Origin of the sequence: Ensifer sp. (assembly GCF_035999135.1) — a bacterium.
In the GTDB taxonomy this organism is placed as follows: Bacteria; Pseudomonadota; Alphaproteobacteria; order Rhizobiales; family Rhizobiaceae; genus Ensifer.
Map to the genome: position 1 here is coordinate 62,034 of NZ_DASYGZ010000241.1, position 24,939 is coordinate 86,972.

General features: G+C 62.2%; 18 protein-coding genes. 8 read left to right on the top strand and 10 right to left on the bottom strand.

From position 1 onward, the window contains the following. Positions 1-54 precede the first annotated feature (54 nt). From VGO12_RS31540 to VGO12_RS31580, 9 genes are all read right to left on the bottom strand, one after another. Positions 55-1,356 carry a glycosyltransferase family 4 protein gene (locus tag VGO12_RS31540; RefSeq protein WP_327516674.1) on the bottom strand — a complete coding sequence of 434 codons (1,302 nt, stop codon included), beginning with the start codon at positions 1,354-1,356 and terminating at the stop codon, positions 55-57. Next, complete coding sequence (locus tag VGO12_RS31545) at positions 1,353-3,584, bottom strand: hypothetical protein (RefSeq protein ID WP_327516675.1); 2,232 nt, start codon at positions 3,582-3,584, stop codon at positions 1,353-1,355. The genes VGO12_RS31540 and VGO12_RS31545 overlap by 4 nt, the downstream gene beginning before the upstream one ends. A gap of 8 nt (positions 3,585-3,592) precedes the next feature. Further along, positions 3,593-4,327, bottom strand: coding sequence for a hypothetical protein (locus tag VGO12_RS31550; RefSeq protein ID WP_327516676.1), 735 nt, complete (start codon positions 4,325-4,327; stop codon positions 3,593-3,595). A 10-nt stretch (positions 4,328-4,337) separates the two neighbouring features. Further along, on the bottom strand, positions 4,338-5,600 hold the full coding sequence (locus tag VGO12_RS31555; RefSeq protein ID WP_327516677.1) for a glycosyltransferase family 4 protein: 1,263 nt from the start codon (positions 5,598-5,600) through the stop codon (positions 4,338-4,340). After that, a complete protein-coding gene (locus VGO12_RS31560) occupies positions 5,597-6,442 on the bottom strand; it encodes a class I SAM-dependent methyltransferase (protein ID WP_327516678.1) in 846 nt (281 codons plus the stop codon). The genes VGO12_RS31555 and VGO12_RS31560 overlap by 4 nt, the downstream gene beginning before the upstream one ends. Beyond that, the gene (locus tag VGO12_RS31565; protein ID WP_327516679.1) at positions 6,439-8,691 is read right to left on the bottom strand and encodes a glycosyltransferase family 2 protein; all 2,253 of its coding nucleotides are present in this window, start codon (positions 8,689-8,691) and stop codon (positions 6,439-6,441) included. The genes VGO12_RS31560 and VGO12_RS31565 overlap by 4 nt, the downstream gene beginning before the upstream one ends. A 62-nt stretch (positions 8,692-8,753) precedes the next feature. Next, complete coding sequence (locus VGO12_RS31570; RefSeq protein WP_327516680.1) at positions 8,754-9,413, bottom strand: calcium-binding protein; 660 nt, start codon at positions 9,411-9,413, stop codon at positions 8,754-8,756. Between the two features lie 315 nt (positions 9,414-9,728). Then, complete coding sequence (locus VGO12_RS31575) at positions 9,729-11,147, bottom strand: HlyD family type I secretion periplasmic adaptor subunit (protein ID WP_327516681.1); 1,419 nt, start codon at positions 11,145-11,147, stop codon at positions 9,729-9,731. Further along, the gene (locus VGO12_RS31580; RefSeq protein ID WP_327516682.1) at positions 11,144-12,889 is read right to left on the bottom strand and encodes a type I secretion system permease/ATPase; all 1,746 of its coding nucleotides are present in this window, start codon (positions 12,887-12,889) and stop codon (positions 11,144-11,146) included. Before VGO12_RS31580 ends, VGO12_RS31575 begins: the two co-directional genes overlap by 4 nt. A 232-nt stretch (positions 12,890-13,121) precedes the next feature. Between VGO12_RS31580 and VGO12_RS31585 the strand changes: the two genes are divergently transcribed. The 7 genes from VGO12_RS31585 (at position 13,122) to VGO12_RS31615 (ending at position 22,858) form a co-directional block, all read left to right on the top strand. Continuing rightward, positions 13,122-13,694 carry a MarR family winged helix-turn-helix transcriptional regulator gene (locus tag VGO12_RS31585; RefSeq protein WP_327516683.1) on the top strand — a complete coding sequence of 191 codons (573 nt, stop codon included), beginning with the start codon at positions 13,122-13,124 and terminating at the stop codon, positions 13,692-13,694. Between the two features lie 47 nt (positions 13,695-13,741). Then, positions 13,742-14,995, top strand: a complete 1,254-nt coding sequence (locus VGO12_RS31590; RefSeq protein WP_327516684.1) for a glycosyltransferase family 4 protein — start codon at positions 13,742-13,744, stop codon at positions 14,993-14,995. Positions 14,996-15,169: 174 nt separating this feature from the next. Continuing rightward, a complete protein-coding gene (locus VGO12_RS31595; protein WP_327516685.1) occupies positions 15,170-16,642 on the top strand; it encodes a DUF6212 domain-containing protein in 1,473 nt (490 codons plus the stop codon). Further along, a complete protein-coding gene (locus tag VGO12_RS31600) occupies positions 16,635-19,310 on the top strand; it encodes a glycosyltransferase (RefSeq protein WP_327516755.1) in 2,676 nt (891 codons plus the stop codon). Before VGO12_RS31595 ends, VGO12_RS31600 begins: the two co-directional genes overlap by 8 nt. 39 nt (positions 19,311-19,349) lie before the next feature. Beyond that, entirely contained in the window at positions 19,350-20,528 is a 1,179-nt protein-coding gene (locus VGO12_RS31605) for a polysaccharide pyruvyl transferase family protein (protein WP_327516686.1), read from the top strand. Between the two features lie 46 nt (positions 20,529-20,574). Continuing rightward, positions 20,575-21,747, top strand: a complete 1,173-nt coding sequence (locus tag VGO12_RS31610; RefSeq protein ID WP_327516687.1) for a polysaccharide pyruvyl transferase family protein — start codon at positions 20,575-20,577, stop codon at positions 21,745-21,747. Positions 21,748-21,766: 19 nt separating this feature from the next. After that, complete coding sequence (locus tag VGO12_RS31615) at positions 21,767-22,858, top strand: glycoside hydrolase (protein ID WP_414650806.1); 1,092 nt, start codon at positions 21,767-21,769, stop codon at positions 22,856-22,858. A 15-nt stretch (positions 22,859-22,873) separates the two neighbouring features. On the opposite strand, the gene VGO12_RS31620 is transcribed toward VGO12_RS31615, so the two are convergent. Next, a complete protein-coding gene (locus tag VGO12_RS31620) occupies positions 22,874-23,116 on the bottom strand; it encodes a hypothetical protein (protein ID WP_327516688.1) in 243 nt (80 codons plus the stop codon). A 356-nt stretch (positions 23,117-23,472) separates the two neighbouring features. On the opposite strand from VGO12_RS31620, the gene VGO12_RS31625 reads away from it, so the two are divergent. Continuing rightward, the gene (locus tag VGO12_RS31625; protein ID WP_327516689.1) at positions 23,473-24,927 is read left to right on the top strand and encodes a TrkH family potassium uptake protein; all 1,455 of its coding nucleotides are present in this window, start codon (positions 23,473-23,475) and stop codon (positions 24,925-24,927) included. The last annotated feature ends 12 nt before the right edge of the window (positions 24,928-24,939 follow it).

The window sequence follows — 24,939 nt, forward strand, 5'->3', positions numbered from 1 at the left end:
CTCGGCCGAATGCCTTGATCTGGATAAGCACCGTGACATGGCGCTCGTCGCACCTCACGCGACAGCCGCGCTCGGCGCAGCCGGCACTTCATCCTTCAGCAGCTTCCGGTAGAGCGCAACATGCTCCCGGGCGCAGTCGACATGACTTGTCGGGCGCCGCATCGTTGCGCGCAGGTTGTCCCAGGCGCGCGGCGTCTTCAGCACGTCGATCAGACGGTCGGCGAGATCCTGGGCGCTGCCGGTGCGGAAGTGGTGGCCGTCGAGGCGGTCTCGGACCTTCTCGGCCATGCCGCCGATGTCGGAGCAGAGGATCGGGCGGCCGTGGTGCAGCGCCTCCTGGATGACGATCGGGGAGTTTTCCCACCAGACCGAAGGCATCACCACCCAGTCGACCGAGCGCATCAGCCGCGGCATGTCCTGGTTCTGGTAGGCGCCGTAAAAACGCACGCGATGGCCGGCGTCCTCGATCAGCTTGCCCATCTTTTCCTGATAGTCCTTTGGCTGGCGCTCGAGGTTGCCGCCAAAGATCATCAGCGAGGAATCGTCGCCCCAGATCTCCTTGGGGATGCGCGACACAGCGTCGATCAGCACGTGCACGCCCTTGAACGGCGTCATCTGGCCGAAATAGGCAAACCGGTTGCGTCGCGCCGCAGGCGTCGGCAACTCGCGCGCCGGCGCCTTGTCGCCGAGCACGATGCCGTTTTCGATCACGAAGATCCTCTCTGCCTCGATCCCCCATTCGACATAGCGGTTGGCGAGAAAGGCGCTCGGCGCGATGAAGGCGTCGGCAAGGTTCAGCATGCCGCGCACGAAATGTTCGCGGCGCACGAAGCGCGATACCGGGATATCCGGAAAACACCCGTGGCAGCTGATCGGTGAAGCGCCGTTGCAAAGCTGGCCGGAGGGGCGCTTCACCATCTGCCCGTGATTGTGGCAGATCGGCAGGTATTCATGGAAAGTCACGATGATGCGGGCTCTGGGCAACGCATCGCGCACGGCGTAGAGCGCCTCCAGCCCGAAGCCGAGGATGTGGTGGAAGTGGACGATATCGGGCTTTATGTCGCCGACGAAGCGCAGCAGATCCCGCTTGATCGCATCCGTATCGCCGTTGGAGAGAAAGAAGTGGTCGAAATCCTCGGCGTGGTAGAGCACCTCGTCCATGGCAAGGCGAAGGCTCATCAGGGCCGAAGCGCCGTGGCGTGGAACGGGGTTCCCGACGCGGGCGAGATAGATCGATTCAATTCCGGAAAGCCCGTTCAGTGCCTTGTGCAGGGCATGAGATGCGACCTCGGCGCCGCCGAGCGAATGGGTCGGGTGGCCGTGAGAGACCACAAGGACGCGCAGTTTTTCACTCATGCGGACACCTCTTCGATCACATGTGTGCCTTCGATCTCATTGGTGCCCATGCCGCCGGCAGGCATCCAGCGTGCGCGAAACATGGTCCGATCGACCTGCTCGACAAACCTTGCCGTTGCGGCGGAATTCTCGTCATGGGCTTCGTCCGACCCCACCATCTGCAGCGATGGCAGCCAGTAGGAGGCATAGCCCTTACCGCTCAGCCGTAGCGCTACATCGAGGCCTTTCAGCGAAGCGCCGAGATAGCTGGGCGCGAGCCCTGCCGTTTCGCGAAGGGCCGCACGCGGCATGATGCAGCAATCGAGCGATGCGGCTGCGACCTTCGTCAGTTTCAGGCGGTTCACGGCCCCGACCGGATAGCCGGCATAGCGGCTCGACTGAAGCAGATCCGGCCGATCGATTGACGTGCTGCCGGCCCAGCGGATGGAGTGATCCTCATAGGCAAGTGTCGGCGAGATGATGCTTCCGGCGTTTGCCTCATAGGTATCTGTCAACGTCCGGTACCAACCGGTATTGGCGGGCGTCAGGCCGGTCGAAAGCAAGATGACGGCCTCGCTGCTGACCGTCTCTGCGGCTGCCTGCGACAGGTCGGCAACGTCGGCGGCCCCCGCCACCGACACCAGGCGCAGCGGCAAACGATAGAATTCCGCAAGCTTGCGGATCCGGGCTGCATGCCTGCGGAACCGTTCGGCCGACAGGACAAGAGCGATCGGGGCGTTGCGCGTCTCAGGATCGAGGGCGAGCAGCCCAAGCAGAGGGGCGAAATCGTCTTCGGCCTCGCCGGCAACCAGCAGGATTGCCGTTCCGTTCGCCTGGTCGAAAGGACCGGCATCAAGGACGGTCTCGATCGATGGGCTCCCCGCGCGCACGGCGCTCAAGAACGGAACAATCTGTCGGTCGAGGATGTCGGGCAGGGCCCAGCTTGTCGGATCGATCGAATTGAGCAGCCGCAGGGCTGCCGTGCGGGCCTGCAGCCGCAGGGGAAACAGCGGCATATAGGCGCGACGGCCGTCGTTGAGGCTCACTTCGAGATGAACGGCAGCGCCCGGTTCCGTGCCGAGCGCGTCGACGAAGGCGACGAAGCCATGCGAGCGACGGTGGCCGGAGATGGCATTCCTGAATTCCGGCCGGTCGGTGAAAGCCTCCTCGACATCCGGACGTTCGCTGCGGGTCCAGTCGTCGTCCAGGCGTGCGACCGAACGCTGCCGACGCAGGCGCACGCCCGTGACATGGCCGTCGGGATCGAGCAGCCAGCCTGATATCAGCATGGCACCGCCGTCATCCTGATAGAGCGCGTCTACGCCGAGACGCACGGGAACCGGAAGGCTCGAAATCGTCTCCGTGCCGTCAAAGCCGCTTGCGGCCTCGCGAAGCCGCAGCAACACCTGAGGCGAGCCCTGGCTCTGAAGCAACAGCGCGCGGATGTGTCCGGGGGTTTCGAGCGGGCCGGCCGTCAGCCGGCGCTCGTGGATTGCCACGTATCGCCAGGCGCCTCTGCCGCGATAGTAGATGCCCTGGATGTCGCGCGGGCGCGGCAAATCGGCTGATGTCAACAGTCCGACGAAGCCGGTAGCACCTTCGGGTGCGTCGTTTCGCGGAAACACCGCCACAGTGCATTCCGCCAAACCCGGACGCTCGCTCTTGACGATCGCTTTCGTGACACCCGCCGGCATGTCCTGCGCCCATCCTTTGAGCGCAATCGCGTCGTCGTGGCTCTCGCCCACCAGCTCGATGTAGCCATCCGCAGCGGTTCCGGCCTTCAACAGCGACAGGATCACCTCAAGCCGCGCGTCGTTGGCAGGCAGGCCGATCATTATATCGATCAAGCGGCTGAAGACATGGGCGGCCTGCGGGCCGGCCACGTCCTTCAGCATCGCGGCAAGATCGCCCTTCGACACGGCGCGGGGAGCAACGACGTAGCGTTTCGCTCCGACGCGAACCGTGGTGGGCAGGCGCCTGGCGCCTTCGACAGGGACAAGCGCTGCAAAGCCATGGGTGTTCTGCGGTTGCGGTGCGACAAGCCGCCAGCTGATGATCGAGGCGACCGCGTGGCTGGACGGATCGTCGTCCGTCTCGACCGCAACCTGATCGGGCAACGCGCCCGCCGCGCCAAGGACGAAGATCAGTGTCTCGTCGAGCGGGCACACGACGACCCGGCCGCTGCGGGTGATCCGTGCGAGCGGCTGCGGCGTGGAGGCGGGGGAAAGAGCAAGCTCCGTGTTGGCCATGAGCCCACTCAGGTCCGCAGGAAGAGGCAAAGCACCGCGCCGGCGACAAAGCCCGCCAGCACGAAAAGAAGCAGGAAAGCCGGCTTCAGATCGCCGTTGGAGCGCTGCTTGATCGCCGTCAGGCTTTTTTCCATGCCTGCGATCACGCCATCAAGCCGCATCAGGTGGACGTCGAGATCGGTCAGGCGCTGGGTGATTTCGGCACGCAGGCTGGCGACGTCTTCGCTGACCGCACCGAGGCCTGGCGCTTCGCCTTCGGCATCGTCGCCGTCCAGCTTCTGCCTGATGGCGGAGCGCTGTGAGACCTGAAGCTGTCGCTGCGCCGCCATCAGCACGTCGAGCTTGTCGAGCACCTTTGCGAGAGGGGCGGCAATCATCGCTTCGGCGGCCTGCTCGTCGGGCTTGGGAACCCGAAGCGGCAATTCGCCACCCTTGTCCGTTGCCGCGAGGACAACGAGGTCAGCGCTGCGCGCGCTCGCCATCTCGGGCAGGGCGATCTCGAACGCGTGGTTGCCGTCGCCGATGCCGTTGCGTTTGAGATCGGGCCTGTTGCGGTCGGCGAGCGCCTCGGCGATCACCTTGCCGTCGAGAAGCACCCTGATGGCGAGCCGCTTTTCCGGCGTTTCCGGATCGAACGCCCAGCCGAAGACGCGGCCCTGGTCGATCGCATCCACGCGGCCTTTCAGCGGTTTTGCATTGTTCTGTTCCGGTGCGACGTCCGGCTTGTCGGCTGCTACAGACATGGTCATTCCTTTAGGCCGCCGCGGTGTCCCGGGGCGCGATCGCGTCGATGAGGGAGAGGTATCGTCGCGCGGTGGTGTCGATATCGTCGGGTTTGCGTGCGTTGGCCGATAGGCGACGCTTCAGATCCGGGGTTTCTGCAAAGCGGCGCATCGCCGCGGCAAGCGCGCGCGGATCGTTGGGCGCCACCGTCAGGCCGTTCATCCCGTCCTGAACCATTTCGGCCATGCCGCCAATGTTGCTGGCGATCACGGGTTTTCGCTGGGCCTGCGCCTCGCCGATCACCAGCGGTGCGTTTTCCCACCAGATGGAAGGCACGATCGTGCAATCCACCGCGGCGATGAGCTCGGCGATATCCTCGCGCCGGTAGGCGCCGCGCTGCTGCACGGACGGTGCCGTTTTCTTGAACAGCCGGGCGATCTCGTCCTTGAAGCTGTCGCTCTGGAACGGTGCTGCGCCGTGAACCCTCAATTCGAAACGCAGGCCGTCGGCGATCAACTGGCGGGCGGCCTCAAGCAGAACCGTGGTCCCCTTCCAGGGGTTGAGGTTGCCGAAATAGCCGAAGATCGGGCGGTCGTTGTCCTGCTTGTCCTTTCGACCAGGCGTATCGCGGCGGGGAAGGCCATTCGGGATGACATCGATGCTCTCGGCGTCCAGCCCCCAGTCGACGAACCGTTGCTTGAGAAACTGGCTTGGCGAGACGAAGCGGTCCACGGTCCGAAGCAGCGCCTTCAGATGCTGCTCGCGCAGCACGAAACGATCAAGCGGGATGTCCTTGAAACAGCCGTGGCAACGATCTGGGGATGACGCGTGGCAGAGCTCCTTGCCGCTGGTGCGCACCATCAGGCCGTCGTGGTGGCAAAGCGGATAGTAGTCGTGCAGCGTCATGACGATCCGACAGTCCGGCAGCGTCCGGCGCACGATGTGCGGAAACTCGGCGCCGAGCAGAAGCAGATGGTGGATGTGCACCACGTCAGGCCGAAAATCGCGCAGCAGTTCGGTCAGGTCAGGCACGACGCCGTAAAGGTCGATCTGGCTCATGAAGAAGCGGTCGAAATGGCCCGACCACAGCAGGACTTCGTCGCCGGCCGAGCCGATGGCCTGAAAGCTCGTGCCCGGGCGCACCTGACGGTGCGTCTGGTTGGTCGCGCCGAGAAAGAGCACCTCGTGGCCGGCGCGCTGGTATGCTCGGAAGAGGTCGTGCGCAAAAATCTCGGTGCCGCCGGGATGAAGGGCTGGATGATTGTGCGCGGCAACCAGAATGCGTTTCGTCATGCAGCGACGCCCCGGCGTTCGGCAACGAAGACATCCTGATAGTGGTGGGCCGCCCGACCCCGCCAGTGCCCGAGCGACTTCAAGGCGATCGCAAGGCCGGCCCGCTGCAGGGCCCGATCGAGAAAGCCGTCGTCAAACCCGACGGCTGCAAGAGGCGGCAGGCCCGGAACGAACCAGCAGGGACCATCGCCGCTGCGGTTGAAGGCAAGGCGCTGATCGCGCGTGCCGGCGTCGTTCCTGGCTGCCACATCGTCGACGACGAAGGCCGTCATGAACAGGCGACCGCCCGGCTTCAGCATTCTGCCAACTTCGCTCAGATAGACGAGCACTTCGTCAGGAGGAAGGTGGGTGACGATCGATGTCATGATCGCGAAATCGAAATGACGGTCGGGGTAGGGCAGCCTCAGCGCCTTGCCGTTGATCCTGCCGTTCGGATTGTAAAGCTCGTTGGCGATGTCGACATGCTGGAAGGTAAAGTTCGGATAGACCGGTGTAACGGTCTCGCGGCACCATTTGACACCGCCTTCTACCGGATCGATGCCGACATAGCGTCCGTGGTCGGGCTCGAGGTACTGGGTGAGCGGGACCGCCATGCGGCCGATGCCGCTGCCGATATCGAGCACGCTGGCTTTCGGTTGCAAGCCGCCCATGCGGATGAAATGGCCGAGAAATTCGGCGCCGACCGCCCGGTAGTTGCCGTCGCCGACAAAGACGCTGTCCTTATCCGGTTGCGGCAGGAAGCGATTGGCAAGCACGGCCTGGAGCATGCCTTCGATGCGCTCGTCGTTGCGTTGCGCGCTCGGCTCGAAGCTCTCTGTCTGGCGAAGGGCGGTCTGGTTCATGCGGCACTCCTGGCGGCCGTTGTCTTGACGCTCGGCGCTGCCGCCTCTTCGGCGCCGAGGGTGGCCGGCATCAGTGCGCTGATGTCGGCATCCCATCGCACGGTGTGCAGCCATGCATTGTACTGGCTGGCGACGCCGCGGGTGTAATCCTGGCTGCGGCTGATCGACCGCCGCTCGAGATGGTAGAGGCAGGCGGCCGGCTCGTAGGCGATGTCAAATCCGGCGCGGCGGATCTTTAGGCAAAGATCGCTGTCCTCGTAATCGCCGATCACGAAGTCTTCGGCGTAGCCGCCGACCAGTTCCCACACCTCCCGCCGCATCACCTGGCAGGCGCCGGTGATGCCCGGCACGAGCCGCGCCTTCTGCGCCGGAGGGTATGCGCCCGGCATGCCCTTGTAGAAATGATGGTTCAGCCAGACGCCCTCTCTGCTGCGCCCGAAATAGAGACCGGCATGCTGCAGCGAGCCATCCTCGAAAAGCAGCTTGGGCCCGATCGCGCCAAGGGATTTTTGTCGAAGGACCGGGAAAGCCAGTGTTTCAAGCCAGCCCGGACCGCAAGGCACGACGTCCGAATTGAGCATGACGACCACCTGGCCGCGGGCGAACCGCGCGCCGGCGTTGCAGGCGCGGGCATAACCACCGTTGCGGTTCATCACCACGAGTTTCATCGAGAGCCCGTGAAGCAGATGGAAACCGCCGAGCAGGTGCTCCGTTTCGTCATGGATCTCCGGAGAATCGAGGACGTAGATGATTTCGGCATTGGCCGCGACGAACGGGTCGGTCGCCAGGCCCGAGAGCTGAAATCTCAGGAAATCGAGCACCCGGTAGAGAGGTACGACGATCGATACCAGCGGTGCTTCGAGCACCGGGCCGAAGTCTTTTGTCTGATCGACCCGGACGGTTCTGCCCAGGCGCTGCTCGACGTCTTTCAGCGCAGGTGCGAGAATCGTGCGAAACGCAGCATCGTTTGCGTGCTGGGGGGGAACAGCCCGCAGAATGCGGTTGCGTTGCGTTGCCGGGTCGAAGGGTTGCGACTTGGGGATCAGAGGCCTGACCGCTCCGGAGGCAAGCCGCATCTGGAAGCGCGGTTGCAACAGCGCGCCGAGTGGCTCGCGCATGGGCAGCCAGCTGACGAAGCCCGTCACGTCGGTCTTGGAGCCTTCCTCTTTTCCCTTGGTCCAGCCGGGGAACTCGTACCAGTTGCCGTCGATCGGCAGGGCTGTTCCATCCAGCTGGAGATAGTCGATTCCAGCGAGCGCTCCGTTCGGGTCCCGCGTCCAGCCGCCGACAAGCAGTCCGTCGGGCAAAGCCAGTGCCAGGTCGATTTCGGCGCCAGGGTGGAGCGAAGAGGGTGCCGCCTTCTGCGCTCGCAAGGGGGAGCGTAGTTGCAGGTCGGTCGCAAGCGCCATGCCGTTTTCCGGCATTTCCGACAGACAACGCACGACGAATTCGCGCAGGCCCGGTGTCGCACCATTTTCCGGCCACCATTCCTGCAGGCTCGGATAGCGGGCGCCCAGATGGGCCAGTTCGCGGACGGCGATGCCGCGTTTTCCGACGATCATCAGCGACAGGGCTTGTGGAGCGCGCGGCATGTCGACAATGAAATGGCAGCGGTTCTGGCCGCGTTCGACCTTTCCAGTCACCGCGAACTGCTCGGCAAGGGGCAGGAGCGCATCGTGGCTCAGGGCATAGATCGCATTGATCTCGCCGAGTTCGGAATTGAGCTTTGTTTCGGCGAGGTAGCGCCCAGGCGCGAGCCTGCAAAGGACGTTTGCCGAACGCTGCCCAAGGTTCAGCGCATGGATGACATCATCCACGATGCCGATGAAGAACTCGTCGCGTGACAGCCGGAAGGCGCTGCGCCAGACCGTCAGCAGGGTGTTGAGGAATTTCAGCCGCCCCTCGGGCCGAAGATCGGCAAGCTGGGCCGACAGGTCGAGAAAAGCGAGCCTCCTTGCCGGTTCCAGCACGGCGGTGTGACGAATGTCGCCATCGGCTGCGATCTCGGCGAGCTCGCGTTCGTCTCCCGGACGCATCGCCCAGAAGATCCGCTGGCCGCCGTCGGTGCGCGGCACGGTGATGCTGACGAGGGGAACGAGCGACCGCGAAGCGGCGAGCGTGTATTTGGTTGACGCCGGCATTCCGGCGGGCGTGTCCCAGATCAGCACAGCAACGTCTAAGCCAAGCCTGAATGCTGCGGCGCTTGCGAAGTCCTGGCCGAAGCTTCTGATTGGGTTGTCTGCCGTCACGCGCTACTCCTGGACAGAAGGGAGGGCGCCCCACGGGAGGAAGTGGGGCGCACCGTTCAATCTCAATGGATCGTGAAGTAGTGGTTCGGATTCGCCTGGATGTCATCGGCGTCCGCATTGACGAGCGTCAGCGTGTCGCCATGGCCGAAGTCGATGATCACGTTGCCACCAACCTGGGTGACGCGCGATGCCAGATCTTCCGGCGACGAGATGTCGAGGCCGTTGATGTCCTTGGAGATCTGCAGCAGGTCTTCGCCGGGCGTGAAGTCGAGGATGACGTCATTGCCGCCACCGCCGTCGAACACGAACACGTCGCTGCCTGTGCCACCGGTCATGACATCGTCACCGGCGCCGCCGTTGATGACATCGTTGCCGGCGCCGCCGAACAGGATATCGCTGCCCTTGCCGCCCATCAGAAGATCGCTGCCGTCGCCGCCGATGAGGATGTCATTCCCCTTGTCGCCGTAGAGCAGGTCGTCGCCGTGGCCGCCAAACAGGACATCATTCCCGTTGTCGCCATGGATTACATCGCTGCCCCAGCCGCCGAACAGGGTATCGTTCCCGTTGCCGCCGAACAGCAGATCATCACCTTCGTCACCGAAAATGGTGTCGTCGCCATTGCCTCCGTTCACGAAGTCATCGCCACCGCGGGCATGGATGAAGTCGTCGAAGCGTGAGCCAAAAAGGGCGTCATCATACGCGCCGCCTTCCAACGTGGCCATATGCTACTCCTCTTAGTTGTTGCTTACGTCATCTTGGTTGTTGCTTGCGCTCGTCACTGACACTCAAAACCTGTGGCGAGCGCGGCGACATTGCACTGCAAAAAAACAGATAGCAACAGCAAAAACGAAATAAAATCAGCTGTACTGTATTATTATCTGCTACCTGCGATGTATATTATGTATCATTTTGATGATTATCCCCGAGATGTAGGGGGTAATAGATTTGGTATTACTTAGAAATAAATTCAAAAGTGGAAATAAATTGCCGGCGAAACCGAAATTTCGCCGGCACCATTGGATCTTGTGGTCTTCTGGTCAGTCTTCTCGGAAGGCCCGGTTCACGCTGTCGGCGATCGGCGAGACCATATAGTCGATCGCCGAGCGCGGCTTGTGGACGATCAGGACCTCCGCCGGCATGCCTGGATAAAGGCGGATGTCGGGGTTTGCCGTGAGGGATGTCGGGGCGATGCGGGCGCGCGCCACATAATAGGAGACGTTCGATTTTTCGTCGACCGACTGGTCGGCGGCCACATAGGTGATCTCGCCATCGAGCGGCAGGTGCGTGCGCTGATTGTAGGCCGTGAGCCTAATCTGCGTCTTCGAGCCGATGCCGATGCTGTCGATATCGCGGGTGCCGACATGCATTTCAACAAGCAGCGGCTCGTCCTCGGGCACGATGTCGAGCAGCGGCTGGCCGGCCGAAACGGCACTACCGGGCGTGCGCAACTGAATGTTGGTGACGATCCCCGTCTGCGGCGATCGAATGTCGAGCCGGGTCAGGATGTCCTTGGCGGAAACCAGCCGTTCCTCGACATCGGAAAGTTCAAGTCGGGCGGTGGTGATTTCGCCGGCGATCTCCGACTGAAACTCGTTTTCGATGCCGGTCAGGCCGAGTTCGGCACCCGCTTCCGCCTTTTCGGCCTGGGCCTTGTTGCCGGCGAGCTCACCGCGGGTTGCGGCCAGTTCACTGAGCTTGGCGTCGATCTCGATCAGCTTCGAACGCTGTGCGTATTCCTTCGCGACCAGGGTCGCGATCGACGTGCGCTGCTCGGTGATCAGTTCAACCTGGCGATCCGTCGCGCGGATCTGCTCTGCGAGCGACTTCGCTCGTTCGGAATACTCTTCGATCGTCTTGCGCTGGACGTCGAGGCGGCCGGTCTTGGCCTCGTGCCGCCTGTCGAAGAAGTTCGTTTCCGCCTTGATCGCATCCTCGGCGGTTGCGTCCGACGTTGCCGTCAGATCGGTAGGAAAGGCGATCGCCTCTGAACCGGTCTGCTCCGCGCGAAGGCGGGCAAGCTTCGCAATCAGGCCAATGCGTCGGCTCTGAAGCGCCTGCAGGTCCGAGCGGGCGCGGGTATCTTCGAGCTTCATCAATGGCTGGCCGGCGGCGACGCGGTCGCCTTCCTGGACGAGCAAGCGATTGAGGATCCCGCCCTCGAAGTGGCTGACGGTCTTGCGCTTCGAATCGACGACGACGGTGCCGCTCGCCACCGAGGCGCTGCTGAGTTCTGTGGAAAACGCCCAGCCGAAGAAGCCGCCAAAGGCGACAAGGATGGTCGTCAGTCCGGCCAGAACGACACCTCTGAGCGGCGCCGTGGCGCTGCCATCGGTGTCGAGATCATGGCCGTGGAGCGGTCGCGGACGATTGGCGAGGGCCGGCAGGTGACTGTCGCGGTCGCTTGGGACAACCGCCTGAGTGTCGCGTGCGATCGGCAAGTTTGGTTTCTTTGTCATGCGGAAACGCCTTCCCGTCTCGGTTCGCCGGGCGTCATGGAAGCCACAACATCGGTGCGCGGCCCGAACTGGGTGATGCGGCCGTTTTCAAGCACGAGCAGCTTGTCGGCTGCCTGCATGATGGTCGGCCGGTGGGCGATCATGATGACGATCGCTCCGTCGTTGCGCGCCCGGTCGATCGCGCGGATCAATGCCCGTTCGCCGATCGCGTCGAGATTGGCGTTCGGCTCGTCGAGAACGATCAGGCGGGGTCGGTCGTAGAGGCAGCGCGCAAGCGCGATGCGTTGGCGCTGGCCGCCCGAAAGGGTGAGATGGCCATCGCCGACCGGCGTGTCGTAGCCAAGCGGCAGGCGGCCGATCATATCGTGCACGTCGGCAAGCCGGGCTGCTTCAAGAACCTTCTGCGGCTCGCCTTCTTCCATGCGCGAGATGTTGTCGCGAATGGTGCCTTCGAGCAGCGAGACCGATTGCGGCAAGTACCCGGTCATCTGGCCGAAGGACGAGCGCTCCCAGAGGTAGACATTGTTGCCGTCGAGGAAGACGCCGCCGGTGGTCGGCTTCAGGATGCCGACGAGCAGGCGCGCAAGCGTGGATTTGCCGGCCGCGGACGGGCCAACAATGCCGAGGACTTCACCGGGCGACAGCGAAAACGAAATGCCCTTGATGATCGGAACATCGAGGCCGGGTGCGGCATAAACAAGCTTGTCGACCACAAGGTCGCCCTGAGTGCGCGGCTGCGGCATGGTCTGCCGCACGGCCAGGTCCTGGCTGAGTGCCGATTCGATTCGCCGCCAGCTGGCGATGGCGGTGACCCACTGCCGCCAGTTTTCGATCATCGAATCAAATGGGGCGAGAAGGCGGCCGACCAGAATGGTCGTCGCCATCATCGCGCCGGGAGAGATCTCCTGCCGCATCACGAGGATCGCGCCGGTCGCGAGCGCCGCCGACTGGATCATGAAGCGTATCGAGCGCGTGATGGAGGCCATGGCCTTGCTTCGGCTGCCGCTGGTTTCAAGCGCATCCAGCGCATGCATCTGCGCCGCGCGCCACCGGCGCGCGAGAGCCGGGAGCATGCCCATTGCCTCAATGGCCTCGGCGTGGCGCAGGCTTGCACCAATTTTAGAGACTGCCTCGATATTGGCTTGATTGGCCTCTTTCATCAGCCGGCGAGTCAGCAAATCAGTCAGCAATCCACAACACACGAGCAGGGCAACGGAAATGGCGCCAAGAAGGCCGAACATCGGGTGCAGTGCGAAGAGCACGCCGAGGAAGATCGGTGACCAGGCGGCATCGAGCGGGGCACTGACGGCCGACGTCGTCAGGAAGCTGCGCAACTCAACCAGGTCCCGCAGCGACTGTGTCGCGCGGGTCAGCCCTTGATCGGCTGCCGCCTGTACCGCCGCGGTCAGCACCGGCAGATTGAGCCAGCGCACAACGGCGCTGCCCATCGCCTGGAATGTCAGGGCGCGGATGTATTCGAGCACACCGTAGATCACGAGCGCGCCGACGACGAGAATCGTCAGCATGACCAGCGTATCCATGCTCTGGCTGTTCAAAACGCGGTCGTGGACCTGCATCATGTAGAGCGGGGTCGAGAGCTGCAAGATGCCGATGCAAGCGCTCAGCAGGGCTGCATAAATAAGTGCCAAAACGAACACGCGGCGTGCCTTCAAAATAAGCAGCCGCGGATCAATTGCTCCATTTTGCGCCGTCTTTGGCCCAATTTGGTTCTTGCTAATCATATTGCCTCGTTTGCTGTCACGCGTGGCGATTTTCTGGATAAGTTCGGCGGGGTCTTGAGGAAGCTATTTTGTTTGTTATCACTTAAATCACAGTGTTGCCGTGATAAGTGTGACACAATAATGGTGGATTGCTCAAGATGATCGTATTCGGGGGGAGTAAAGGGGGCCAAAAATTGCTTCAAAATTTGAAGTAATTTTTGAATATCGTAGTAATGCTCAGTTGGAGAGAGGGATGAATCAAAGGATTCTCTATCCGTTCGCAGATTTTGGCGGCGCTGTTGCCATCCGTCCCGGGGATGACGCAGCTGGAAGTGGCCCTGAACACGAGAATATTGACCAGGACAGCGAAGCTTCCGTGGTCAGCTATTTCGAATTGGCACGGATGATGGAACGCGCCAGCAGACGCTTTACCGGCCTGTTGCGGGCCGAGCTGACCAAGCTCGGTGTCGACGATATCGGCCCGGCACAGGCCATGGTTCTGTTGGCGATCGGTGATTCGGAAGTCTCCGTGGCGGAGCTGCTGGATCGGGGCCACTATGTCGGCTCGAACGTGTCCTATTATTTGAAGCAGCTGGGCGACGGAGAATATATCGACAGAGCGGCGTCTCAACGCGACAAGCGCTCGGCGCGCATCCGGCTTTCGGACAAGGGCAAGCAGCTCTGCGACGCCTTGCGCAAGGCGTCCGGCGCCTATGAGCGGGTCCTGAGCCACGGAGAGCAGGACCGGCGCAATCTCGAAACTGCATTTCAAACGCTGCACCGGCTCGAGCTGGTTTGGGGGAATGCAACGCGCTACGGCATCTGAGATGCCCGGCGCAAAGGCTGTCCTTTCAACGGCAATAGGCTAGGAACATGCACGTAGCATTTGTACACCGGCGCGGCTTCTGCCAGTTTGCCGCGCTTGCGGCGCATTTGGCGCAGACGGGAAACGAAGTGACCCTCGTCACGGAGACCGTGGACCAGAAGATACCGTCTACTCGGGTCATCCGGCACAGAGCCGAGCCGGGCCCGCAGGCCAATGCACAAATGGCAAGGCATTTGGGCGCTCCGGACCACCACGTCCGCATCGGCCACCGCGTGGCCGAAACCTTCGATGCAATGGCGCGTCAGGGCCAGGTGCCCGATGTGATCGTCGGCCATACCGGATGGGGCGGCATGATGTTCGTCAAGGACGTCCTGCCCCAGGTGCCGGCGCTCGGCTATTGCGAGTTCTTCTATCGCGCTGAAGGTGCTGATGTCGGCTTTGCCCCTGACGATCAGGTCGATTCGGATACGCGAAAGCGGCTCAGGCTGCGCAACATCGCCCAGCTCGTGTCGCTGGAGGCGCTGGATGGCGGCATCAGTCCGACCCATTGGCAAAGGAGTCTCTATCCGGCCGAACATCGCCCGCGCATCGCGGTGTGCCACGAGGGCGTCGATACGCGTGTTTTCCGTCCCGATGCATCCGCGTCATTGAAACTTCCGGATGGGCGGGTGCTGAAGGCCGGCGATCCGCCGATCGTGACATTCGTCGCGCGTGACCTCGAGCCCTATCGCGGCTTTCCACAGGCGCTCGCCGCTGTCGCGAAGGTGGCGCGCAGCCATCCCGATGCGCTGTTCGTTTTCGTCGGCGGTGACGGAGTCAGCTATGGCTCGCCTCCACCGGGCGGCGGGTCTTGGAAGGAGCAGCTGCTTCAGTCGCTGGACGTGCCGGCGGATCGGGTTCTGTTTCCCGGGGCCGTTCCACACGGCGTTCTCCGGCAACTGTTCCAGATCTCGGCCGCTCATATCTACCTGACCTATCCCTTTGTCTTGTCCTGGTCGGTGCTGGAGGCCATGGCCTGCGGTGCGCTGGTCATCGGTTCGGACACAGCACCCGTCCAGGAAGTGATCAGTTCCGGTCGCAACGGCCTTCTTGTGCCGTTCTTCGATGTGGACGCGCTGGCCGAGGCGGTATCAGGTGCGTTGCGGCAGCCGGAAAAGTATACCGAGATGCGCTCCGCGGCGCGCCGGACTGTCGAGCAGAGGTTCCGGCTCGGAGATTGTGTTGCGCGACAGATGACATTGCTGGACAAGGCGGTGGATAAACACGTGCCCACTCAAATGTTACGGGTTTCATCTGCATAATACTTCAAAATATGAAGTGTTATTTCACATAAAACACAAATATAACTTATTGTGCACTGCAAATAACCTTGGTATGCTTTTTCTAGAGTGTTGAATTCGCCGATTTATTTCGAATTGGCGAATTCAACTTGAGAGAGAGTTTGGTTGTATCGAGGGTGGCGCGTGCAAGAGTTGATGTCTTCTGGCGTGAGGTATTCGCAGGCGAAGCGAAAACTGGTGGTGGCGTCCGATCACGACAGAGCAAGTGTAGAAGGCAGTGGCATCGAGCACCTGGTGCATTTTCTACCGACCGGCCAACATAGCCGAGCGACCCTCGACAATGTCTTCCCCCTGATTGCGATTGCTTTTTCGAGCGAGGGCGAAGCGGATCTCGCTGACAGTGTCGCCGCGCTTCGCGCACTCGGCACAATTCCGGACATTCCGATCAAGCGGCTGAATGCCGAGGCCGTCGGCGAGAGTGCGGCGCTCATCCAGGCTCTGATCGACGGTGGCGTCGGTCGGCTGGCGCGATTTTCCTCGGCGATCACGTCGGAGCTCGCGCTCCTGCGGCGCGAGCGTGAAACCCTGCTTGAAAACTACCGCGCGCTTGAAGACGCCTTCCAGGCGCGCAATTGGGAGCCGGTCGCCGAGGTTTTCGCCCACGATCCTTACGTCGACCCCAAGGACGAAGGCATCGGTCACCTGATCGCAAACGCCTTCGTCGAGCAGCTTCTGCCCGTATCGAGCCACGGCGTCGCCGGCATCGCGCTCCATTTCAATTCGGTTCCGAGAGACGGCGGCGAGCTGATCGTCGTCTTGAGCTATGTCGAGAGCGGCGAGGGGGTGGCGGAATGGGCCGTTCCGTTCTCGCAGCTCATTCCCGGTTGGAATTTCTTCGCCCTGCCGCGTACATGTGGCGGCGGCGCCAGGACGTTGCGTCTGAGGGTCTCGACCGCGGGCGCCGAGACCATCGGTCTTTCGCTCGGCTATCCCATCGCCAGCGAGTACTACACGGCCCGCTCCGAGAGCCGCCACGCCGATCTCGACCTGCGCCCGCTCGCCTTCCGCGTCTATACCGGCCTGCCGGGCGTCAAACCGACCCGCATGCCCAACATGATCGCGCCGACGGCGCTGCTTGCCGGCCACTTCATCGAGGATTATCGCCTCTCAGTCGATCTTCTGAGCCAGATCGTCGACGTTTCCGTAACGCCTGTCGTGCCGGAATTCCAGACGGTTCGCTTTCTCGAGCACGAGCACGCCGTTGTCTGTCATCCGCTTGCAACGGGCGTGTCGGCCGGAGCCATCGGCCGTGCCGTTGAACCGGGTACGATCTCGTTTTCGGCAAGCGCAATCGTCGATCATCCAAAGGGTGCGCCGGCCGCCGTCAGCTTCCTGCTTGCGCCCGCCAATTCGAACGCGCGTTCGGAAGTCGCCGAGCTTGCGCGCAAGGGGTCGGTGAAGCCTTCGGCATTCTTCAGCGGCTGGCGCGAGGTGACGAACGAGCAGCCGATCAACATCAACTTCCAGCTCGACGAGCCGGTGCGCCAGCCGATGGACCTGATGATCCTCAGCCGTGCCGTCACCGATTCTGTCGATTTCTCCTGGCTCAAGGTCTCGGGCTTCCGGATGGTCAAGCAATCGGGGGAGGCGTCTCATGCCCATGCATAGCGAGCCCCGCGACCTGATCGCAATCGCCATGCCGCTCTACGGACACGCGGCGCTGGCGCTGGAGGCGGTCGAGTCGGCGCTGTCGTCGAAACTCTCCCATTGCCGGATTGCCGTGGTCGTCTCGGTTGACGGCGACCCGCGCCACGAAACCTTCGATCAGCTGCTGCTCTATGCCGCTGCCCACCCCGATATCCATGTTGTTTTCGGACGCAACGCAGGACCGGGTGGCGCGCGCAATCGCGCGATCGACTACGTGCTTGAAAATTTGCCGGAAGCGGAAGCTGTCTACTTCCTCGACGCCGACAATCGCGTGCTTCCAGGTACGATCGAAACGCTCTATCGGCGACTGCATGAAAGCGGCGCAGGCTGGGTCTACACCAACATCGACACCTTCTCGGTCAGCTGGCGGGCCCACTACGGCAACCAGTACTCGCGGCTCGTCCACTGCATCACCGACAATATCTGCGACACCGGTTCGATGATTTCGATCGATGTCTTTCGCGATGGCGTGCGGTTCAACGACGACCGGCAGAACGGTTTTGAGGACTGGGAGTTCTGGCTCTCCTGCGTCGAGCACGGTTTCGTCGGAACGCCCTGCCATGACACGACATTCGAATACCGCTTGCGAGCGGAAAGCCGTTTCAAGGAAGCCAATCGCGATCGCGCGACATCGGTAAGCTTCCTCAGGAAGCGCCACCGCGCGCTGTTCCAGCGGCCGATGCTCGTCGACTTCGAACACGAGGAATGCCCGCGCTACCTCTTTGCAAGGACGGAAGACGCGGCGATCTCGTTCTTCACCGATCCGACGAAACAGCCGAAGCGGCTTAGGCTCGACGACATCATCCCAGCCTTCTGGGCAAACACTGGCGAGCCGGACAACGTGCATTTCCCGCCTTTCGTGATGGCTGGAAGCGGCGCCACGATCGACCTGCTTCTGCGCTCGCGCATGCTGCCGAACGTGCTTTGCCATCTGGAGCGTTTGAGCGAGAAGGCGAACGTCGTGTTCGTGCACCTCGGCAACGACGCGACGCAGCGCAAGATCGCGCCGACATTCCTCGATGCCGGGGCCGAACATGTCGGCCAGCCCGATCTCATCTTCATCTCGACGGCGCTCCTGCGTGACGTCATCCGCAACAACGCGCTCGACTGGTTTGCGTCGATCGGCAGCCAGCAGGTCTGGCCGACATCGGCGGTCCTCAACGTGCGCTTTCCGTTCCCGCGCGCACTGCCGCGCCGCACGCTCATTACGCCGCAGCAGGTAATGATCAACTGCGTCAACGCGATCGCCACCAGCCCGCTTCGCCGCACGGCCGGTCGTCGCTGGACCTGGCGGCCGCCGCGGCTGATGCCCTATTCGGACCTGCACAAGGCGTTGCGCACGGAAATCGGCGGCTCTCCTGTGCTGCCGCTCGGCCACAGCGAGGCCGGCAAGAAGACCGCAGCGCTTCTGGTGCCGAACGCCTCCTTCGGCGGCGCAGAGAAGGTCATCTACGCCGCCTCGCGCGAGCTCAGGGCCTCCGGCTATGAAACCCACCTGTTCGTGCTTGGCACCAGCCGAATGGATGTGATCGACGAGTTCGACGCGAGCTTCGACTACGTGCATTTCTGGGACCAGGACATTCCGGCCTGGGGCGGGTCCGGCTCGTTCCTCGGACAGGATTTCATCGCCGAGCATCACGAGGTCGACTGGGGCGCGCTCAAGGGGCAGCTGTCGGGGTTCGATCTCGTCATCAACAATCATGTGATGGCGATGCATCCGCTGATCGCGCGACTGCGCTCCGAAGGGACCCGCACCGCCTGCTATCTGCATGTGGTCGACAACACGCCCTTCAAGCGCCCGGCCGGTCAGCCCTTCGCAGCGATCGCGCACGAGCACTGCTATGATGCGTTTCTGACCTGCTCGGAACAGCTGAAATTCTACCTGCACAGCTTCGGCGTGCCACTAGAAAAGATCTTCGCCGTCGCGAACGGCGCAAGCTTCTCCGTGCCGCCGAAGGTCCTTGCCGACGTGCTGCAGGTGAGACGGATCGAGCGCAAGGATGACCGCCTGAGGGTGCTCTACATGGGGCGCCTCGACCAGCAGAAGGGGATCGACCGTCTGGCGGCGACGATCGCCGAGCTGAAGGCCGCACGCGTATCCTTCGATGCACGCGCCATCGGGGGCGAAATCCTGGCCGACGCCTCGTTTTCATGGACGGACCGTCTGAAGGATCTCGGCGTCGAGGTGCGGCCCCCAGTCTTTGCAAGCCGCGACCTGATCAAGGCACTGGGATGGGCCGACGTGCTGGTCATGCCGTCACGCTGGGAAGGCGCGCCCTTGATGATCGCCGAGGCGCAACAGCTCGGCTGCGTGCCGATCGCAACCGCCGTTGGCGCCGTGGACGAGCTGATCGTCGACCGCGAAGACGGCATTCTGATCGATGCATCCTCCGATCCACAGGTGGTGCGCGACATGGTCAAGGCGATCACCGAGGTTGCCCATGACCGCAACCTGCTCGCGCCCATCATGGAAGGGTGCCTCAGAACGGCGGCGCGCCGCGGCTGGTCGAACTCCTTTGCGGAGTTTCTCGGCTGGTGCGACGGCGCCGTGAACAATTCCTCGCTTTCGCGCGCCAAGGTGATCCGGGCGCGTGAGACATCCAATACCGGCGTCGCAGCCGCAGGCTGACCGATCCGGGCTACTTTTCTAAACAGAAGGGACTTTCGCATGCGTCCAAGAATCCTCCTGACGGGCATTCCTGGTCATTACACGCGCCTCGCCAATGGCGCGAATGGCCTGTCGGTTTCCTATTCGGAAAGGCAAAAACAGCCCGAATCCAAGGACGAGTTTCTTCAGGAGCTTCGCAACATCAGCAACACCGGCAACTATCTGATCGGTGAGGGGGCTTTGCGCGCTATTGCGCCGCACGCCAAGCAGATCCCGTTCTGGCATCTCTACAATGCCCACAAGAACGGCTCCGGCTTCGAGGAATTCAACAACAACTTCGATATCTGCGTCTTCACTTGTGCCAATCTTCTGCGCAAGGGGCTTTCCGCGGACGCCGAAGCGGATGTTTTGAGCAAGCTCAAGATGCCGATCGTCATGCTCGGCATCGGCCACCAGAACCGCAAGGACCTGGAAACTGGCCTGCCGGAGGGGACGAAGCGCCTGCTCGAGGTACTCAAGGACCGCGAACATTACTTCCTGACCCGCGGCTACGAGACCGCCGGCTACCTGAAGGACCAGGGCTTCACCTACGTCCGTCCGACCGGTTGCCCTTCGGTCTACTTCGCGCCGAACAACATGCGCGCTTCGATGAAGAAGCTGCCTAGCGTCAAGATCGGCCAGGCCAAGACGATCTTCTCGGGTTATCTTGGCGCCAATCACGATTGCATCGTCGACGCCATTGCGTTGAACCCCGAAGGCGCAAAGCCGCAATATGTCATCCAGGACGAGTTCCTGCACTTCGACATGAAGGTCGAGCCGGATGCCGATGGCAGGGTCTTTGATTCCTGCTCGGGCAAGATGCTCGGCGATCTCGCCTTCCCGGGCGCCGAGCGCCAGAAGGTGCCCTTCGACGTGCGCACGTTCTTCGACACCAACCAGTGGCGTGCCTGGGCATCGCACATGGACTTCAATTTCGGCCGGCGTTTCCACGGCTCGATCATCGCCATGCAGGCGGGCGTGCCGAGCCTGATGGTGGCAGTGGACGACCGCATGCGCGAGATGCTCGGCTTCACGGGCCTGCCGTCCGTCGAGGTCCAGGATCTCGAAAAGGCGGAAAACCGCGCGGATTTCGTCGCCGCCCATCTTGCCGGCCTAAACGTGTCCGAACTCGTCGACCGCTATTCGGATCGCGAACGCAACTTCCGCAGCGCGCTGCGGGAGATCGGTATCGGCCAATAACCTCTTTTGAACAATTGCCGTTCAGCTTCCAATCTCAGGTGTAACGATGCGTATCCTGCTCACCGGAATTCCGTCCTATCTCCAGCGTACCGTCTCTCGTGTTTCCGGTGCGACCGTCTACCACAAGCCCTATTTCGACGACATCAGAAGCAAGAAGGACCTGATCGACCAGGTCAAGAAGATCGCCAACACAGGCAACTACCTGATCGGCGAAGGCGCGGGTCACGCCCTTCGTGGTCATGACGTGACCTATGTGCCCTTCTGGCACCTGGTCAACAGCCGTGGCGCCAACGACGTGTACGAAGCCCTGAACAAGGAATTCGACATGTGCGTCTTCGCCTCGGCGAACCTTCTGCGCCCCGGCTATTCGGCCGATCTCGAAGCCGATGTCTTCGAAAAGCTGAAGATGCCGGTGCTGGTCATGGGCATCGGTATCCAGAAGCGCGAAGGGCTCAAGGAAAACCTGCCGGCAGGCACCTTGCGCTTCCTCGAGGTGTTGAAGAAGAAGGAGAGCTTCTTCCTGACCCGCGGCTACTTCACCGCCGAGTTCCTGCGCGAAGAGGGCATGAAGTTCGTCAAGCCGACGGGCTGCCCATCGCTCTTCTTCGCACCCAATGAGATGCGCCGTTCGCTGACGTCGCTGGCCAATGCCGATCTTGCGTCGGCCCAGAAGCTTGCGCTCGGCGGCTATCTCGGCAGCGTTGCCGACACGATCGTCGACGCCCATGCGCTCTTGAAGCCGGACAGCGTCGCCAGCTACGTCATTCAGGACGAAGTGGTCGCCTACAACCTGACGCTTCCGGTTGACGACAGCGAGCACGTCTATGATCGCGCCAGCGGCCGGATCACCGGCAAGACCGAATACAAGCACCAGGAAAAGTGGCAGCGGCCGAATGAGCTTCTGGTGTTCTTCGATACCAATCACTGGCGCGCCTGGTCCGCCTCGCGTGACCTTTGCATCGGGCGGCGTTTCCATGGATGCGTCATCGGCATGCAGGCCGGTACGCCGTCCCTGATGATCGCCGTCGACGATCGCATGCGCGAGATGCTGGAATTCATCGGCTTCCCTTACATCGAGGCGTCCGTCTGGAACCGCGAAACGGACAAGAAGACCCATCTTGCCAATTTCCTGTCGAAGATCGATGCGCAGGCCGTGACCGAGCGCTATTCCGCGTGCGAGGCGAACTTCCTGAGCGCATTGAAGCAAGTTGGCATTTGATCGCCATCGGGCAAGAGCGGTGTCATCGACACCGCTCCTTGTCGCCCTCTCGTTGCTGGTGCTGCTGGCCTGCGGTCGAGCGGCGTTTGCCGACGATGCTGGCTCCGGCCGGTTCGGCGTCAACCGCCTCAATCTTGCGTGGCTCGATCGCGCCGGGCAGGAGCGAGTGCTTGGCGAAATCGCCGCAAGCGGCGCCAGATATGTGCGTCTTTCCCTGTCGCGTCCGGTCGACAAGAGCGTCGACGCGCTCGAAATCGCCAATCGCCTCGGGCTCAGGATCCTGCTCGAAATTCAACTCTCCAACAAAAGCTATTATGCTGACGGCGTGCGGCGGCGCAGCGGTTACGGCCGGATCTGGGACATCAACCGGCTATCGGATCTGGATCTCGACCTCTACCGCAACGGACTTGGTGAGGCGCTGGGACGGATTGATGCCCTTGGGATCGCTCTCGATGCGGTGGAACCGGGCAATGAGATCAATCTTGCCGGCTATAACGGCGATCTCGCAGTCTACCAGAAAGCCGGACGAACGACGCCCCGCAGGCTCGATGAACTTGCCGATCGCGCAGCCTTCGAGAAGGGGCTTGACAAGTACGTCGACGCCCTGAAGATCACCCGCGACCTGTTGAAGGCCAGTGACCACAGCCCTGGCGCGGCCATCGTCTCGGCCGGTCTGTCCGACATGGGACCCAGGGAGGCTGACCGCCAGGGCATGGAGCGTCTTGATCCGGGGGAAGTGATCGGGCTCCTGAAGGCCCGCGGCATGGACGACCTTGTCGATGCCTATGGGATCCATATCTACCCCGCCCGCAAGGATCCGGCGGCAATCAAGCCTGTGGTGACGAAGCTTCTCGATTTTTGCCAGCCCGCGAACACGGGCCGGCCATGCTGGGTCACGGAATGGGGAATTGCCAACAGCGCGCGCGCCTGCCCGGTCGACGACCGCGAACGCGAACGCGCGATGGTTGCGATGCGGACGATCTTTGCCGACCTGGCCCAGGCGAAACGGCTGGATGCGGCCTTCTATTACGACTGGGATACGCAGCAGTCCTATCGGCTCTGGCGCTGCGGCGCCCTCAGCCCGGCTGGGACCACGGCAATAGCGCCGTAAAAGGCGGAATGTCGGCTAGCGCCGCGCGGCGCGGCTTGTCGCCGGCTCCAGGCCCTTGCCGCGATAGGTAACGGGAATGCCGAGTTCTTCGTGGCTTCGGGCCAGCGCTTCGAGCCAGGTTGCCAACTCGTCCGGCACCTTCTCCTCGCCGGTCTCCATCGCTTCGATCCACGCCAGGTTGCAGTGGAGCGCGCTTGCCAGATTGATGGGCGTCCAACGAAGAACAAGAAGGCATTGGGTGAAACGGGCGGGGGTCATCGGTCGTGCTCAAAGGTTTGCATGTGGAATGGATAGCCAGGCTTTACACGTGGAAATAAGTCAAGGTGATGACTTGGTGCGCCCAAAAGCTGTGATTTTTTCGTGAGTTAGAGTTGAATGGGCAATATGCCGCAGTGCAACATGAATTCAATGCCCTCGGCCCCGTGTTTTGCGGGGAGGGCCGCGCCGGTTCGGATCCTTTTGGAGGGGAAAAGCGTCCGGAGGGCAGGCCGTTTGCCCCGTGCGGAAACCGGTTTCGACGCCGAGGCGGTGCGAATCGCACGGCTTTGAGGTTCAATGTCGCCAATCTCGGGGACTGATTCGGTCCCCGAACCAAACGCCGAGGCGATCGACCATTGCATGCACCCCTCTATCAGACGGCGATCAACATCGCCGCCAAGGCCGCGTTCTATCTGTCGCTGGCGATGCTGATCCCGGCAGCGACCGACCTGTTCTACGGTCATCCGAACTGGAAGGTGTTTGCCGGGTCCGCGTTCGTGACCGGAGCACTGTCGCTGCTGACGATGGCCGCCACGCAGGGCGGTTCGCCGTTGTTCAATCGCAAGATGGGCTTCCTGGTGGTCAACCTCCTGTGGGTCGTCGTCTCGCTCGTCGGCGCCATGCCATTCTGGCTCTCGTCGCTGAAGCTCGATTTCGCCAAGGCGCTGTTCGAATCGGTTTCCGGCATCACGACCACGGGATCGACCGTCATCAGCGGCCTTGATCACGCGCCGCCGGGCATCCTGATGTGGCGCTCGCTTCTGCATTGGCTCGGCGGCATCGGGATTGTCGCTCTTGGCCTGTTCGTCATGCCCTATCTGAGGGTCGGCGGCATGTCCTTCTTCAAGATGGAATCCTCCGATACAACCGAGAAGCCCTTTGCCCGCATCGTCACGTTCACGCGCGCCTTCATCCTGATCTATGTGGTGATGACGGTGACGTGCACGATCATCTATTCGTATCTCGGCATGAGCCGCTTCGACGCCGTCAACCAGGCGATGTCGACGATCGCCACCGGCGGATTTGCCACCCACGACGCCTCGCTAGGCTACTTCAACAGCCTGCCGATCCTGTGGGTCGCGACCTTCTTCATGACCTTGAGCAGCCTGCCGTTTTCGGTGCTCATTCTCTTCATCGTTCGCGGCCGGCTCGACACGCTGAAGGATCCGCAGATCATCGTCTTTCTGTCTTACCTGCTCGCGCTTGCGCTTGCGGCAAGTCTCTATCAGCGGGTGGTCAACGGAGTGGATGCCGATGAGGCGCTCACGCACGGGTTCTTCACGGTGTCGTCGATCCTGTCGACAACAGGTTTTGCCAGCGACGACTATATGCTTTGGGGCGAGTTCATCGTCGCACTCGCCTTTGCCGCGACCTTCATGGGTGGATGCTCTGGCTCGACGGCGGGGGGCATGAAGGCCTACCGCTTCATCATCATCTTCAACTCGATCCGCGCCGGCCTGTTCAAGCTCATCTATCCCAATGCGGTGCACACGGTGCGCTACGGAAAGACCCTCGTCGATATCGACGTCCAGCGCACGGTGTTCATGTTTTTCACCGCCTACATGTTCATCTGGGCCTTCGGCAGCCTGGCGATGGGGGCGATGGGCTACGACCTCTTGACGGCCGTGTCGTCCGTGGCCACGGCACTTTCCAACGTTGGCGCCGGGCTCGGCCCCATCATCGGGCCGGCCGGCAATTTCTCGACATTGTCAGACCCGGCGCTCTACCTTCTGTCGGTCATGATGCTGCTTGGCCGCCTCGAGATCCTGACGGTTCTGGTGATCCTGACGCCACTTTTCTGGAAGGACTGATCGCTAGCGCTT

What these genes read in the sequence shown, in the direction of transcription:
- VGO12_RS31575 (WP_327516681.1), bottom strand. Translation starts at nt 11,147, where the DNA reads ATGACAAAGAAACCAAACTTGCCGATCGCACGCGACACTCAGGCGGTT.
- VGO12_RS31585 (WP_327516683.1), top strand. Translation starts at nt 13,122, where the DNA reads ATGAATCAAAGGATTCTCTATCCGTTCGCAGATTTTGGCGGCGCTGTT.
- VGO12_RS31540 (WP_327516674.1), bottom strand. Translation starts at nt 1,356, where the DNA reads ATGAGTGAAAAACTGCGCGTCCTTGTGGTCTCTCACGGCCACCCGACC.
- VGO12_RS31605 (WP_327516686.1), top strand. Translation starts at nt 19,350, where the DNA reads ATGCGTCCAAGAATCCTCCTGACGGGCATTCCTGGTCATTACACGCGC.
- VGO12_RS31595 (WP_327516685.1), top strand. Translation starts at nt 15,170, where the DNA reads ATGTCTTCTGGCGTGAGGTATTCGCAGGCGAAGCGAAAACTGGTGGTG.
- VGO12_RS31560 (WP_327516678.1), bottom strand. Translation starts at nt 6,442, where the DNA reads ATGAACCAGACCGCCCTTCGCCAGACAGAGAGCTTCGAGCCGAGCGCG.
- VGO12_RS31610 (WP_327516687.1), top strand. Translation starts at nt 20,575, where the DNA reads ATGCGTATCCTGCTCACCGGAATTCCGTCCTATCTCCAGCGTACCGTC.
- VGO12_RS31555 (WP_327516677.1), bottom strand. Translation starts at nt 5,600, where the DNA reads ATGACGAAACGCATTCTGGTTGCCGCGCACAATCATCCAGCCCTTCAT.
- VGO12_RS31580 (WP_327516682.1), bottom strand. Translation starts at nt 12,889, where the DNA reads ATGATTAGCAAGAACCAAATTGGGCCAAAGACGGCGCAAAATGGAGCA.
- VGO12_RS31600 (WP_327516755.1), top strand. Translation starts at nt 16,635, where the DNA reads ATGCATAGCGAGCCCCGCGACCTGATCGCAATCGCCATGCCGCTCTAC.
- VGO12_RS31590 (WP_327516684.1), top strand. Translation starts at nt 13,742, where the DNA reads ATGCACGTAGCATTTGTACACCGGCGCGGCTTCTGCCAGTTTGCCGCG.
- VGO12_RS31570 (WP_327516680.1), bottom strand. Translation starts at nt 9,413, where the DNA reads ATGGCCACGTTGGAAGGCGGCGCGTATGATGACGCCCTTTTTGGCTCA.
- VGO12_RS31620 (WP_327516688.1), bottom strand. Translation starts at nt 23,116, where the DNA reads ATGACCCCCGCCCGTTTCACCCAATGCCTTCTTGTTCTTCGTTGGACG.
- VGO12_RS31550 (WP_327516676.1), bottom strand. Translation starts at nt 4,327, where the DNA reads ATGTCTGTAGCAGCCGACAAGCCGGACGTCGCACCGGAACAGAACAAT.
- VGO12_RS31545 (WP_327516675.1), bottom strand. Translation starts at nt 3,584, where the DNA reads ATGGCCAACACGGAGCTTGCTCTTTCCCCCGCCTCCACGCCGCAGCCG.